Genomic DNA, 13,973 nt, shown 5'->3' with positions numbered 1-13,973 from the left:
CACACCGCAATCGGAGCATTCGGTGCCGCCACCCGGCCGGATCCACTCATCCGCATCGTTTCCGCAGGTCAGCGGCGGTTCACGGTCGAGCGGAACGGTTCCCGCCGGACCGTGGACCGACTCGGCGGGGTTCAGGGCCGGTACGTGCCGAACGACCAGACGGTGCCGGCCAGGTCGCGCGCCGCGTAGTCACGGGAGCCGTAGTCGGTGTCGAACGGCTCGCGGATGATCTCGGCGCCGGCCGCCCGGGCCCGCGCGCAGTGCGCGTCGACGTCCGGCACCGCCACGTAGACCGACCAGTCGTCGTCAGCCGGGCGGGGCGCGGCGTCGGCCCGACCACCCAGCATGATCATGCCGGTGTCGAGGATCAGCTCGGCGTGCGCGACAGTGCCATCGGGTGCCTCGTGCACGGCGTGCACCTGGAAACCGAAGGCGGCGCCGAGCCAGTCGATCGCGGCGCGGGGATCGGGGTAACGGAGGATCGGATAGATGGTTCGCATGACCCGATTCTGCGTCCGGCGGCGCTAATCCGGATTGGACGAATGCGACCTCGGCGGGTCGCCGTCGCGAGCGGGGGGTCAGTCGAGCGTCGTCACCGGGCGGCGAGCAGCGCGGCCGGCGTCGCCCCCGCGAACTGGTGGTAGTCCCGGATCAGGTGCGACTGGTCGTAGTAACCGCAGGCCGCCGCCACCGCGGCCCAGTCGACGGCCCGCCCGCTCGCCCCGATCTCGGTCGACGCGGCGTGCGCCTGCTGGAAACGCAGCAGCCGGGCGGCCATCTTGGGGGGCAGCCCGACGTCCTGCCGGAACCGGAACGCGAGGTGCCGCCGACTCCAGCCCAGCTCGTCGGCGAGCGCACCGACGCTCCCCCGCCCACCGCTGGCGACGAGCCACCGCCACGCCCAGGCGAGCCGCGGGTCCACCGGCGGGGACGCCGTCAGCCGGGCGGTGAGCACCCGGTCGAGCAGGGCGAACCGCTGCGGCCAGCCCGGCGCCTCGGCGAGTCGGTCGCGCAGCCGATCCAGCCAGTGGCCCGGGAGCTGCCCCACGCCGACGGCCCGGTTGGTCAGCTCGCCCAGCGGCAGGCCGAGCAGCCGGCGGGCGGTCAGCGGGGCGAGCAGCAACTCGACACCCTCCCCCACGCCCACCGTGCGCGTGGTGCACCAACCGTCGAAGGTGCCGGCCACGAACGAGTCGACAGCGGTGACGCCGCGCTCGGTGCTGCGCGGGTCGGTCACGTCCAGCGGAGCGCCCCAACCCAGGATCAGCACCACGAAGACGCCCGCCGATTCCCGGCGGACCAGTGGCACGTCAGCGCGTTCCCGGTAGCCCAGGTAGCGGTCGACGAACGGACGCAGCCTCGCCTCGGGCAGCCCGAGGACCATCTCGCCAACCGGCGTCACCGCCGTCAACTGGGCCCGCCCTTCGTGTTGCCCCGGTCGGCGGGCCCAGGCGTAACGCTCGGGCGTGGCCGACCGGGGAGACCGTCACCGCACGCCGGCGGCGTCCATGCCGCGCAGCTCCTTCTTCAGCTCGGAGACCTCGTCACGGATCCGGGCCGCCAACTCGAACTGCAGCTCGCGGGCGGCGGCCAGCATCTGGTCGTTGAGCTCCTGGATGAGCTGGGCGAGGTCGGCGCGGGCCATCCCCTCCCGGGAGGTGGTGGCGGCGGAGCGGCTCCGGCTGCGGGTCTCCTTGACCGGCGCCTTGCCGCGGGAGAGCTGCCGCACCGCACCCCCGACCCGGGAGTTCTCGGTGTCCTCCGCCTCGCGGTAGATGTCGTCCAGGATGTCGTGGATCTTCTTGCGTAGCGGCTCCGGGCTGATGCCGTGCGCCTCGTTGTGCGCGATCTGCTTGGCCCGCCGCCGATCGGTCTCGTCGATCGCCGCCGCCATCGACGGGGTGATCTTGTCGGCGTACATGTGCACCTGACCGGAGACGTTACGGGCGGCTCGACCGATGGTCTGGATCAGCGACCGGCCGCTGCGCAGGAAGCCCTCCTTGTCCGCGTCGAGGATCGCCACCAGCGACACCTCGGGCAGGTCCAGACCCTCGCGGAGCAGGTTGATGCCGACCAGCACGTCGTAGTCGCCCTTGCGCAGCTCGCGCAGCAGCTCCACCCGGCGCAGCGTGTCCACCTCCGAGTGCAGGTAGCGCACCCGGATGCCGTTCTCCAGGAGGTAGTCGGACAGGTCCTCGGCCATCTTCTTGGTCAGCGTGGTGACAAGAACCCGCTCGTCCCGGTCGGTCCGAAGCTTGATCTCGTGCATCAGGTCGTCGATCTGGCCCTTGGTCGGCTTGATCACGACCTCCGGGTCGACCAGGCCGGTGGGTCGGATCACCTGCTCGACGAACTCGCCCTGGGCCTGCTCCATCTCCCAGGTGCCGGGGGTCGCGGAGAGGAAGACCATCTGCCCGACCCGCTCCAGGAACTCGTCGAAGCGCAACGGCCGGTTGTCGGCCGCGCTGGGCAGCCGGAAGCCATGGTCGATGAGCATCCGCTTGCGCGACGCGTCGCCCTCGTACATGCCGCCGATCTGCGGGATGGTCACGTGCGACTCGTCGACCACGGTGAGGAAGTCGTCGGGGAAGTAGTCGAGCAGGCAGTGCGGCGGGCTACCGGGCAGCCGCCCGTCCATGTGCATCGAGTAGTTCTCGATGCCGGAGCAGAAACCCACCTGCCGCATCATCTCGATGTCGTAGGTGGTGCGCATCCGCAGCCGCTGCGCCTCCAGCAGCTTGCCCTGCCGCTCCAGCTCGGCGAGCCGCTCGGCCAGCTCGACCTCGATGTCGCGGATCGCCCGCTCCATCCGCTCCGGGCCCGCCGCGTAGTGCGTGGCCGGGAAGATCACCAACTGGTCGACCTCGCGGACCACGTCACCGGTCAACGGGTTGAGGTAGTAGAGCTTCTCCACCTCGTCACCGAAGAGCTCGATGCGCACGGCCAGTTCCTCGTACGCCGGGATGATCTCCAGGGTGTCACCGCGGACCCGGAAGGTGCCGCGCTGGAAGGCCATGTCGTTGCGGGTGTACTGGATGTCGACCAGCCGGCGCAGCAACTGGTCGCGGTCGAGATCCTGGCCGACCTGCACCTTCACCGCCCGGTCGAGGTATTCCTCCGGGGTGCCCAGCCCGTAGATCGCCGAGACGGTCGCCACCACGATCACGTCGCGGCGGGTGAGCAGCGACATCGTCGCCGAGTGCCGCAGCCGCTCCACCTCCTCGTTGATCGAGGAGTCCTTCTCGATGTAGGTGTCGGTCTGCGGGATGTAGGCCTCGGGCTGGTAGTAGTCGTAGTACGACACGAAGTATTCGACGGCGTTGTGCGGCAGCAGCTCGCTGAACTCCTTGGCCAACTGCGCACAGAGCGTCTTGTTCGGGGCGAGCACCAGGGTGGGGCGTTGCAGCCGCTCGATCAGCCACGCCGTGGTGGCACTCTTGCCGGTGCCCGTCGCGCCGAGCAGCACGGTGTTGCGGTCGCCGCGCCGAACCCGACGCTCAAGATCGTCGATCGCGGTCGGCTGGTCGCCGGCCGGCTGGAACTCACTGACGACCTGGAAGCGGCTGTCGAGCCGGGGAATGTCGAGCGCCATGCCGTCAACGGTACGCCGCAGGTAAGACAGGAACGGCCGTCACGCCAGGTACGTGATCGGCTTCAATATTCCCATTGTGTGGCCCATGTCACCGGGACTACCCTCTTCCTGTAGGCCGCTCGCGGCGGCCGACCGGGCCGGTGGCCAGGCCAACATCACGGCCGGTCGCCCCCGGCACTGCGGTCGCAGCACCCGGCTCGTCCGGCGTGCGCACCCGTGTGGTCGCGCTCGAGGCGCAGACCGGCCGCCGCGAGCGCCCCTGCTCGTCACCTCGGTGCCGCCCCGGCCGTTTCATCTCCGTGGACACCTCCCCGACCCCGGCGCCCGACACCGCCCACGCTGCCCCGTCGCGGCCGGGCGACCCGAGCACCGGCAACGCCCCGGGCGGCGACGGCGGCTCAGCCAGCGGCGCGTCCACGACAGGCCGCACCACCGGCGGCGCCCGCCGGGCCACCGCCCGCCGCCGGACCACCAGCGGCCGCCAGAGCACCGCCGGCCGCCAGAGCGCCAGCGGCCGGGCCACCGCCGCGGGGCCCCTCGCGCAGGACCACGCGACCACCGGCCCCGACGACCTCACCGACACGTCAGACACCAGCGACACCGCCGGCCCGGCCACGGCCGGCCGTCGTCGGCGTACCGTGCTGCTGTTGCTCGGCCTGACGGCGGTGACGTCCGCGACCGCCCTGGTGCTCGGGTTGTTGAGCTGGGCGCCCGACCCGCCCGAGCCAGCCCGGCCGCTGACCGTGTCGGAGGCCGAGCGACTGGCCGCCGTACGGGTCACCAACCTGCGGGACCTGCGCGCCGGCGTACGCGTGACGGCCGGCACCGACGCCGCCCGCCTCGAACTGGTGGGTTGGGTGGACTGGTCCCGGTCGCTGCTCTACCTCGACGTGGGCGGGCCGGGTGCCGGCGCCGAACGCGGGCTGCTGCAGAAGAGCGGGCCGGTGCTGGTGATCAGGCCCGATCCGGCGGCGGTGCCCACTCCCGCCGCACCGCCACTGATGCCGCCGGCGGATCGGTGGCGGCTGCACCGACTGACCCCCGGGGCGCACCTGGCACCGGTGCTCGACCTGCTCCTCGATCTCGCCGCCGATCGCCCGGACCCGGCCCGGACGGTACCGTCCGGCGAGGCGCGCTGGATCGCCCGGGACACCGCGCCGGCCGGCCCCCTGGACGTCATACAGGCGCCACTGGCCACCGGTACGCCGGCCGCCAGCGCGGCGCCCGGCACCCCCGGCGCCGCGACGCCGGCCCCGGACGGACAGACCCGGTACTGGCTCGACCAGGACGCCCGGCTGCACAAGCTGGTGACCCGGCTGCCCGGCGCCGGCCCGGTCACCGTGGTGTTCAACCGGGAGGACCGGCCGACACTACGACCGGTGGACGCCCTCGGCGGCCGGCCCGGTCTGCCCCGCGCGCTGACCGACGCCGAACAGCGCCGGCTCGACCGGCTGCCCGCCCGGCTCCGCGCCCAGGGCGGTGCCACGCTCACCCTGACCGCGCCGGTCGGCACGGACACGAACCTGCGGGGCGCCGGTTGGGTGAGCTGGACCGCGCGGACCGCGTACCTCGCCGTCGCCGACCTTGGCGTACCGGATCGCCGGACCCTGCTGCGACGCGACGCCGCCGGTCTGGCCCGGGCGGACCTGCCGGCGGTCGCCGCCGGCGGCGGCACCGCCGAGGCGCCGGCCCGGCCGCCGCTGCCGCCCCCGGCCGGGACCTGGCGGGTCACCCGAGCCGGCGGGGACGACCTGGGCGTGCTTGTCGACGCCGCGGTGACCGCCGGGTCGGTCGGGCACCGGGGCGCGGCCGTACGCATACGCGACGATGTCGCCGCCGGACGGACCGTGGACGTCATCGAGGCGGGTCCGGCCGGCGCGCGGCTGCGCTACTGGATCGACCGCGGGGACGGGTCGCTGCGCCGACTCGAGGTGCGGACCGACGTCGGCGCGTGGGCACACCTGGACCTCCAACCCGCCGTCGTGCCCCGGCTGGCCGCCAACCCCCGGCCCGCCAAACCCCGACCGGCGGCTCCCCGGCCCTCGGCCCCTCGGCCCGGCACCCGCTGACCAGCGACCTCAGGCCCGCCAGCCGGTCTGCGTGGCCCACTGCTCGGCCCGCAGGTACTCCTCGTCGAACCACGGGTTGCGGGCCGTGCCGGAATCGCCGGCCTCCGGCGCCGAAGCGACCAGGTCCCGCTTGAGCAGCAGGTACGCGGCCCGCTGATCCGGGTCGGCACGCAGGTGGTCGCGCATCAGCAACGCGTACCGCCAGCCCGGTGAATCCGCCACCCGCACGTGCAGACGAACCGGGCGGGCCGGGTCCGCACTGCCGTGCAGCCGCTTCTCCCAACGCCCCCTGCCGGCCGGGCGCGGGTCGTCCCACCACTGCCCCGGCACGCGCGGGAACCCGGCGCTCGCCAGCCGCTCGGCCAACGGCCCGTCGGCGTCGGCGAGACTCCCGACCGCCACCTGCACGTCGATGACGTTCTGCGCGGCGAGGCCGGGCACCGCCGTCGCGCCGATGTGGTCGATGCGCAGGGCGGCCGAGCCGAGCGCGTGCCGGATCCGGGCGGCCAGCCGCTCGTACTGCTCCGACCAGCTCGCGTCGGCTCCGGCCGACGCCGCCGGGTCCGGCGGGACCACCCGCCGCTGGCGCAGGTTGTCGTCGTAGGGCACCAGCCGTTGCTGCCAGAGCCCGTCGACGGCGTCGTGCAGCGCCGCCAGACTGCCGTCATTGGTCAGCACCACGTCGGCCACCGCCCGGCGGCGGGCGTCGTCGGCCTGGGCGGCGATCCGCCGCTCGGCCTCCGCGCGACTCATCCCCCGGTCGCGCGCCAGCCGCTCCAGTCGGGTCGGCACGGCCGTCTGCACCACGACCACCAGGTGGTACGTCGGCGCGAGACCCACCTCGACCAGCAGCGGCACGTCGTTGACGACGATCGCGTCGGGTGCCGCCGCGGCGGTCAGCTCCGCGGTGCGGGCCCGGACCCGGGGGTGGGTGATCGCCTCCAGCCGACGCCGGGCGGCCTCGTCGGCGAACACCACCGCTCCCAGGGCGGCCCGGTCCAGCGCGCCGTCGGTGTCCAGCACCGCGTCGGAGAAGGCCGCAACGATCTCGGCCAGCCCGTCCGTACCCGGCGCCACCACCTCCCGGGCCACCTGGTCGGCGTCAATGAGCACCGCGCCCCGCTCGACGAGCCGCGCGGCCACCGCGCTCTTGCCCGACCCGATCCCGCCGGTCAACCCCACCCTCAGCACCCGAACAGTCAACCGGATCCACAAGCCCGCCGCCAAACCCGCCCACCACCCGGCGACCCGCCGACCGGCGCAGCTCCCGTACGGCAGGTACGGCGAGGGCCCCGCCCCCAGCGATCCGGAGATCGCGGGGACGGGGCCCGTCGTCGTTCAGCGGGTCACTTACCGCCGGCGAGCTTCTCCCGCAGTGCGGCGAGCGCCTCGTCGGTGGCCAGGGTGCCGGCCGGCTCCTCGGCCTGCCGGCTCGGGGCCGGGCTGGACGAAGAGGTGGTGCCACCGCCACCGCCGCCGCCAGCGGCCGGGACGACCGGAGTCGGGTTGGCGGCAGCCTCGGCGTCGGCGGCCCGAGAGGTCTGCACCTGCTTGGTGTGGGCCTCCCAGCGCTGACGAGCCTCGGCGTACTGGTTCTCCCAGGTTTCGCGCTGCTTGTCGTACCCCTCGAGCCACTCGCCCGTCTCCGGGTCGAAGCCCTCCGGGTAGATGTAGTTGCCCTCGGTGTCGTACGTCGCGGCCATGCCGTAGAGGGTCGGGTCGAAGTGCTCCTCGCCCTCGACGAAGCCCTCGTTGGCCTGCTTGAGCGACAGCGAGATCCGACGACGCTCCAGGTCGATGTCGATGACCTTGACCATGACCTCGGAGCCGACCTGGACGACCTGCTCCGGGATCTCCACGTGGCGCTCGGCCAGCTCGGAGATGTGGACCAGACCCTCGATGCCGTCGTCCACGCGGACGAACGCACCGAACGGAACCAGCTTGGTGACCTTACCCGGCACGATCTGCTGGATCGCGTGGGTGCGGGCGAACTGCCGCCACGGGTCCTCCTGGGTCGCCTTCAGCGACAGCGAGACGCGCTCGCGGTCCAGGTCGACGTCCAGGACCTCGACCTCGACCTCCTGGCCCACCTCGACGACCTCGGACGGGTGGTCGATGTGCTTCCAGGACAGCTCGGAGACGTGCACCAGGCCGTCGACGCCGCCCAGGTCCACGAAGGCACCGAAGTTGACGATCGAGGACACGACGCCCTTGCGGACCTGGCCCTTCTGCAGCTTGTTGAGGAACTCGGTGCGCACCTCGGACTGCGTCTGCTCCAGCCAGGCCCGGCGGGACAGGACCACGTTGTTGCGGTTCTTGTCCAGCTCGATGATCTTGGCCTCGAGCTCCCGCCCGACGTACGGCTGCAGGTCGCGCACGCGACGCATCTCGACCAGGGACGCGGGCAGGAAGCCGCGCAGCCCGATGTCGAGGATGAGGCCGCCCTTGACCACCTCGATGACCGAACCGCGGACGACGCCGTCCTCGTCCTTGATCTTCTCGATCGTGCCCCAGGCCCGCTCGTACTGCGCCCGCTTCTTGGAGAGGATCAGACGACCCTCCTTGTCCTCCTTCTGGAGGACCAGGGCCTCGATGTGGTCGCCAACCGTCACAACCTCGGCCGGGTCCACGTCGTGCTTGATCGACAACTCCCGAGAGGGGATGACACCCTCGGTCTTGTAGCCGATGTCGAGCAGGACCTCGTCCCGATCGACCTTGACGACGGTGCCTTCGACAATGTCGCCGTCGTTGAAGTACTTGATGGTCTCGTCGATCGCGGCGAGGAAAGCCTCCTCGGAACCGAGATCGTCGTGGGTGACCCGGGTGGCGCTCGAGGGGGCCTCGATGCTGCTCGTCATGTGGGCGGTTGCTCCGGTCGGTGGGTTGTCACAGCAGGCTGGTGTGTCGCAGTGACCTGTTCGCGCCAGCGGATCCGTCGCCGGGCACACCGAACGATCGCCTAGTGAGATCATGATGTGGCTCCGTCGACCGCGCACCTGCTCCCTGCCGAGGCAACGCGATCCGCGAGCGCATCGTCTAGCCTACCGTGCGCATTACCACAGCGTGCAAGCCCTCCCGGGTTCTCTCCACACGATGACCTGCGAAAGCCGAACAATCGCCCGGAAAACACCCCTGCTGTCTCCTGCGTCACAGCAGCCCCGTACGCCTCGTCGCCGCCGCGCCTGATCGACCCGGGACTGCCGGGCCGACGCGCCCCGCCGCCGACGGCGAGCCGGTCACCGAGATCTCCGACGCGCCGTCGTACCCAATCGAGCGGGTGGGGCCTAGCGTGGGCGCGTGGATGACGACAGCCGGGTCACCCGGCGCCGGGTGGGTGACGCCGAGGCGCGGCGCGCCAACCGCGGCTGGTGGGACACCGACGCCGACGACTACCAGGCCGAACACGGCGCGTTCCTCGGCGACGTGGACTTCGTCTGGTGCCCCGAGGGCCTGCGCGAGGCCGACGCGCGGCTGCTCGGCGACGTGTCGGGGCGACGGGTGCTGGAGGTGGGCGCCGGCGCCGCGGCCGCCGCCCGCTGGCTCGCCACCCAGGGCGCCCGGCCGGTCGCCTTCGACCTGTCCGCCGGCATGTTGCGGCACGCCGCCACGGCCGCCGACCGCACCGGGGTACGCGTACCGCTGGTGCAGGCCGACGCGCTCGCCCTGCCGTTCGCCGACCGGTCGTTCGACGTCGCCTGCACCGCGTTCGGCGCGATCCCGTTCGTGGACGACTCGGCGACGCTGTTCGCCGAGGTGCACCGGGTGCTGCGCCCGGGCGGCCGGTGGGTGTTCTCGGTGACCCACCCGATGCGGTGGATCTTCCTCGACGACCCCGGCGAGGGCGGGCTGACGGCGGTGCACTCGTACTTCGACCGCTCCCCCTATGTGGAGCAGGACGAGAACGGGGTGGCCACCTACGTCGAGCAGCACCGCACCCTCGGCGACCGGATCCGGGAACTGGTCGGCGCCGGGTTCCGGCTGCTCGACCTGGTGGAGCCGGAGTGGCCGGAGGGACACGAGGAGATCTGGGGGCAGTGGAGCCCGCTGCGCGGACGGCTCTTCCCCGGCACCGCCATCTTCGTCGCCGAGAAGCCGGCCGGGTGAGCGCGTCGCACCCGCGGTCCGACCTGGGATCCATCGATCGCCGGTAGGCTCGACTCCATGAGCGCCGAGCCCATCCCGACACCACCTGGCCCCTGGTGTCCGGATCCGATGCGGCAGCAGCGTGCCGACTACACGCTGGAGGACCTGCTCGCCCTGCCGGACGACGCCCCCCGCGTCGAACTCGTCGACGGAGTTATCCAGGTGACACCCTCCCCCACCCTGGGCCATCAAGACATCTCATTCCTGCTGCGTCTGTGGCTCCACAGGCATGCGCCGGCTCACCTGCGGGTGAGCCAGGCCATCGGCGTCGGGCTCAGCCCCAACACCAGCCGGCAGCCGGACGTGCTGCTCTGCCGTGCGGAGATCCCGTCCAACCGGTCCACACTGCGGCCGGCGGACGTCGTGCTCGCCGTGGAGATTGTTTCGCCGGGCACGCGACGGATCGACAGGTTCGCGAAGCCCGGGGAGTACGCCGCCGCCGGCATCCCGTTCTACTGGCGGATCGAGCAGAACCCGCTGCACGTCTACGCGTACCGGATCGGCGACCGGGTGGGTCCGGGCGGTGAGCGGCAGTACGAGCTGGTCGCCGACGGCGCCGACGTGATCGAGCTGGCCGAGCCGTTCGACATCAAACTGCCGGTCGCCGAGATCACCCCGTAGTCGTTTCGCCCCGGCCGGGTCGGGTAGCCGAGGGCCATGGCCGAACAGAGATTCCACCAGGGCGACCGTGTCTCCTGGTCGGCCCACGGCAGCCGCGCGTACGGCGTGGTGCAGGGCACGATCACCGAGCGGACGCGGATCCGCGGGCGGGCGGTGAACGCGGCCCCCGACGACCCGCAGTACCGGGTCCGCAGTGACGGCACGGGCCGCGACGTGGCCCATCGACCGGAGGCGCTGCGCCATGAGCAGAAGTGACGACGGCCGGGACACCTACCGGGAGTTCACCGAGGCGGTGAACATGAAGCCCGGCGAGCTGTCCACGTGGCTGGAGACTGACGAGTCGAAGCAGGTCGGCTGGCACAAGGGCGGTCACGCTGGTGGCGGCGAGTCCGTCGGGCACGAGTCCGGCCGAAAGATCATCAACCTGCTCCGGCGCAAACGGGGTGACCTGTCCGACGGCGACTACAAGCACATGCGCAAGGTGGTCGGTTACGTACGCCGCCACATGGCGCAGCGCCCCTCCGGCGACGTCCGCGACACCAAGTGGCGCTGGTCTCTCATGAACTGGGGCCACGACCCGCTGAAGTAGCGGACCGAGCCCTCCCACGGGACGAGCCATCACGAGATTCAGGGCACCCGTCTCAAGATCCGCACAACATCGGCGAAGTTGCTGCCTCAGAACGGCACGATCCAGCACTTTCCCCGAAGTTGCGCGGCGGGCACCCAGACGCGACGGCGGACGGCCCGGCCAGGTGGCCGACAGCCGACGGGACAGCGACGCGACCACAGCGACCTGGTCAGGGGTTCCGGGGCAGCCCGCAAGAACCAACCAGACGATCAGTGATCAGCGCTGTTCCAGTCCCGGCCCAGGCCGACCGACACCTCCAGCGGCACCGACAGCGGGTACGCCTCGCCCATCTCCCGCCGGACCAGTGCCTCCAACGCCTCCCGCTCACCCGGCGCGACTTCGAAGACCAGCTCGTCGTGCACCTGCAGGAGCATCCGTGAGCGCAGCCCGGCCTCGCGGATCGCGGTGTCGACGTGCAGCATCGCCACCTTGATGATGTCGGCGGCGGAGCCCTGGATGGGGGCGTTGAGCGCCATCCGCTCGGCGATGTCACGCCGCTGCCGGTTGTCGCTGACCAGGTCGGGCAGGTAGCGGCGCCGGCCCAGGATGGTGGAGGTGTAGCCGTCCTGGCGGGCCCGGGCGACCACCTGCTGAAGGTAGTCGCGCACCCCGCCGAAGCCGGCGAAGTAGTTCTCCATCAACCCGCGCGCCTCTTCGGTGCTGATGCTGAGCTGTTGGGACAGGCCGAAGGCGCTGAGCCCGTACGCCAGGCCGTAGTTCATGGCCTTGATCTTGCGGCGCTGGTCGGGGGTGACAGCGTCGAGCGGCACCCCGAAGACCGACGAGGCGGTGGCGGCGTGGAAGTCGGCGCCGGAGTTGAACGCGTCGATCAGGGCGTCGTCCGAGCTGAGGTGCGCCATGATGCGCATCTCGATCTGGCTGTAGTCGGCGGTGAGCAGACTCTCGTAGCCCTCCCCCACCACGAACGCCCGCCGGATGCGGCGGCCCTCCTCGGTGCGGATCGGGATGTTCTGCAGGTTGGGCTCGGTGGAGGAGAGCCGGCCGGTGGCCGCCACTGTCTGGTTGAAGGTGGTGTGGATCCGGCCGTCGTCGGAGACCGACTTGAGCAGACCGTCGACTGTCGACTTGAGCTTGGCCACGTCCCGGTGGCGCAGCAGGTGGGCCAGCACCGGGTGCGGCTGCTGCGCGTAGAGCCACTGCAGGGCGTCGGCGTCGGTGGTGTAACCCGTCTTGATCTTCTTGGTCTTGGGCAGGCCCAGCTCGGTGAAGAGGATCTCCTGCAGCTGCTTGGGCGAGCCGAGGTTGAACTCCCGGCCCACCGCCTCGTACGCGCCCTGCGCGGCGGCCTTCACCTCGGCGGCGAAGTGGGCCTCCAACTCGGAGAGGTAGTCGGTGTCGGCGGCGATGCCGGTGCTCTCCATGGTGGCCAGCACCCGCATCAACGGCAGCTCCACGCCCGCCATGAGCCGGGCGGACTGCTCGCCGTCGCGGGACAGCTCGGCGTCGATCGCGTCGGCCAGGTCGAGGGTGGCCCGGGCCTGCAGCATCAGGTTCTGCTCGACCACCCCTTCGTCACCGAGGCCGTCGAGGGTGAGCTGGCCGGACTCCGGGACGTCCACCCGCAGCTCCCGGTGCAGGTAGCGCAGCGCCAGGTCGGTCAGGTCGTAGGAGCGCTGGTCGGGCCGGGCCAGGTAGGCGGCGATCTGGGTGTCGCGGACGATGCCGGTGAGCTGCCAGCCGTGCGCGGCGCAGGCCAGCACGGCCGGCTTGCTGTCGTGCAGGACCTTGGGGCGCTGCGCGTCGGCCAACCAGCCGGCCAGGGCGGCCTCGTCGGTCGGGTCGAGCTGCGCCGGGTCGACCCAGGCCGCCGCGCCACCGGCGGTGGCCAGCGCGAGACCGGTGATCGAGGCGGTGTGCCGGCGGTTGGGGCCGGTGTCGAGTTTGACCGCCAACCCGACCGGGGTGCCGGTCGGGACGTGCGTGCTCAGCCACCCGGCCAGCGCGCCGGGCTCGGTGAGCACCTCGCCGGCCAGGTCGAAGCCGGACTCGGCCTCCGGCTCGACCGCCTCCAGGTACTGGTAGAGGCGGTCGCGCAGGATGCGGAACTCCAGGGTGTCGAAGACCTGGTGCACCGCCTCGCGGTCCCAACCCGTCCAGCGGGTGTCCTCGGGGAGCAGCGGCAGCTCCAGGTCGGAGACGAGTCGGTTGATCTCGTAGTTGCGGATCACGTCGGCGAGCCGCTCCCGCAGGCTGTCGCCGGCCTTGCCCTTGATCTCGTCGGCCCGGGCGATCACGCCCTCCACCCCGCCGTACGTGGTGATCCACTTGGCGGCGGTCTTCGGGCCGACGCCCGGGATGCCGGGCAGGTTGTCGCTGGTCTCGCCGACCAGCGCGGCGAGGTCCCGGTACTGCTGAGGCGGGACGCCGTACTTCGCCTCGATCGCGGCCGGGTCCATCCGGGCCAGGTCGGAGACGCCCTTGCGCGGGTAGAGGACGGTGATCTGATCGTCGACCAGTTGGAACGCGTCGCGGTCGCCGCTGCTGATGAGCACCGACATGCCCTGGTCGCGGGCCTGGCAGGCAAGCGTGGCGATGACGTCGTCGGCCTCGAAGCCCTCCTTCTCGACCACCGGGATCTGCAGCGCGGCCAGGACCTCCTTGACCAGGCTGACCTGGCCCTTGAAGTCGGTCGGGGTCTCGCTGCGGCCGGCCTTGTACTCCGCGTACCTGTCGGTGCGGAAGGACCGGCGGGAGACGTCGAAGGCCACCACGATGTGGGTGGGCTGCTCGTCGCGCAACACGTTGATCAGCATCGAGGTGAAGCCGTACACCGCGTTGGTCGGCTGACCCGTCGTGGTGGAGAAGTTTTCCACGGGCAGGGCGAAGAAGGCCCGGTATGCCATGGAATGTCCGTCGACGAGAAGCAGGCGCGGTGTCGTAGCTGTCACGGCAGCGACTC

At 71.8% G+C, this 13,973-nt stretch carries 10 protein-coding genes and 1 pseudogene; 5 read left to right on the top strand and 6 right to left on the bottom strand.

Features of this window, described 5'->3' with window-relative positions; translation table 11 throughout:
- Positions 1-131 precede the first annotated feature (131 nt).
- The 3 genes from QCZ28_RS19530 to uvrB form a co-directional block, all read right to left on the bottom strand.
- Positions 132-500 carry a VOC family protein gene (locus QCZ28_RS19530; RefSeq protein ID WP_279518004.1) on the bottom strand — a complete coding sequence of 123 codons (369 nt, stop codon included), beginning with the start codon at positions 498-500 and terminating at the stop codon, positions 132-134.
- 92 nt (positions 501-592) lie between these two features.
- Positions 593-1,402, bottom strand: coding sequence for an AraC family transcriptional regulator (locus QCZ28_RS19525; protein WP_279518003.1), 810 nt, complete (start codon positions 1,400-1,402; stop codon positions 593-595).
- Positions 1,403-1,486: 84 nt separating this feature from the next.
- Complete coding sequence (gene uvrB, locus QCZ28_RS19520; protein ID WP_279518002.1) at positions 1,487-3,592, bottom strand: excinuclease ABC subunit UvrB; 2,106 nt, start codon at positions 3,590-3,592, stop codon at positions 1,487-1,489.
- A gap of 299 nt (positions 3,593-3,891) precedes the next feature.
- Between uvrB and QCZ28_RS19515 the strand changes: the two genes are divergently transcribed.
- Complete coding sequence (locus QCZ28_RS19515) at positions 3,892-5,661, top strand: hypothetical protein (protein ID WP_279518001.1); 1,770 nt, start codon at positions 3,892-3,894, stop codon at positions 5,659-5,661.
- 9 nt (positions 5,662-5,670) lie between these two features.
- On the opposite strand, the gene coaE is transcribed toward QCZ28_RS19515, so the two are convergent.
- Together coaE and rpsA are read right to left on the bottom strand one after the other, a co-directional pair.
- Positions 5,671-6,852 carry a dephospho-CoA kinase gene (gene coaE / locus QCZ28_RS19510; RefSeq protein ID WP_279518000.1) on the bottom strand — a complete coding sequence of 394 codons (1,182 nt, stop codon included), beginning with the start codon at positions 6,850-6,852 and terminating at the stop codon, positions 5,671-5,673.
- Positions 6,853-7,007: 155 nt separating this feature from the next.
- Positions 7,008-8,519 carry a 30S ribosomal protein S1 gene (gene rpsA / locus QCZ28_RS19505; RefSeq protein ID WP_279517999.1) on the bottom strand — a complete coding sequence of 504 codons (1,512 nt, stop codon included), beginning with the start codon at positions 8,517-8,519 and terminating at the stop codon, positions 7,008-7,010.
- Between the two features lie 439 nt (positions 8,520-8,958).
- On the opposite strand from rpsA, the gene QCZ28_RS19500 reads away from it, so the two are divergent.
- The 4 genes and pseudogenes from QCZ28_RS19500 to QCZ28_RS19485 all read left to right on the top strand — a co-directional run.
- Positions 8,959-9,765: a class I SAM-dependent methyltransferase gene (locus QCZ28_RS19500; RefSeq protein WP_279517998.1), complete on the top strand. Its 807-nt coding sequence runs from the start codon at positions 8,959-8,961 to the stop codon at positions 9,763-9,765.
- 57 nt (positions 9,766-9,822) lie between these two features.
- Positions 9,823-10,425, top strand: coding sequence for a Uma2 family endonuclease (locus QCZ28_RS19495; RefSeq protein WP_279517997.1), 603 nt, complete (start codon positions 9,823-9,825; stop codon positions 10,423-10,425).
- A gap of 36 nt (positions 10,426-10,461) precedes the next feature.
- Positions 10,462-10,680, top strand: a complete 219-nt coding sequence (locus QCZ28_RS19490) for a DUF2945 domain-containing protein (RefSeq protein WP_210857899.1) — start codon at positions 10,462-10,464, stop codon at positions 10,678-10,680.
- A pseudogene (locus tag QCZ28_RS19485) lies at positions 10,667-11,011 on the top strand (DUF3140 domain-containing protein); the annotation flags it as partial. The gene QCZ28_RS19490 and the pseudogene QCZ28_RS19485, both read left to right, overlap by 14 nt.
- Before the next feature lie 251 nt (positions 11,012-11,262).
- Here QCZ28_RS19485 and polA read toward each other — a convergent pair.
- A complete protein-coding gene (gene polA / locus QCZ28_RS19480) occupies positions 11,263-13,962 on the bottom strand; it encodes a DNA polymerase I (RefSeq protein WP_279517996.1) in 2,700 nt (899 codons plus the stop codon).
- Positions 13,963-13,973 lie beyond the last annotated feature (11 nt).

It is taken from the genome of Micromonospora sp. DH14 (assembly GCF_029809455.1).
Taxonomy (GTDB): domain Bacteria; phylum Actinomycetota; class Actinomycetes; order Mycobacteriales; family Micromonosporaceae; genus Micromonospora; species Micromonospora parva.
This window is presented reverse-complemented; position numbering and strand designations above follow the sequence as displayed.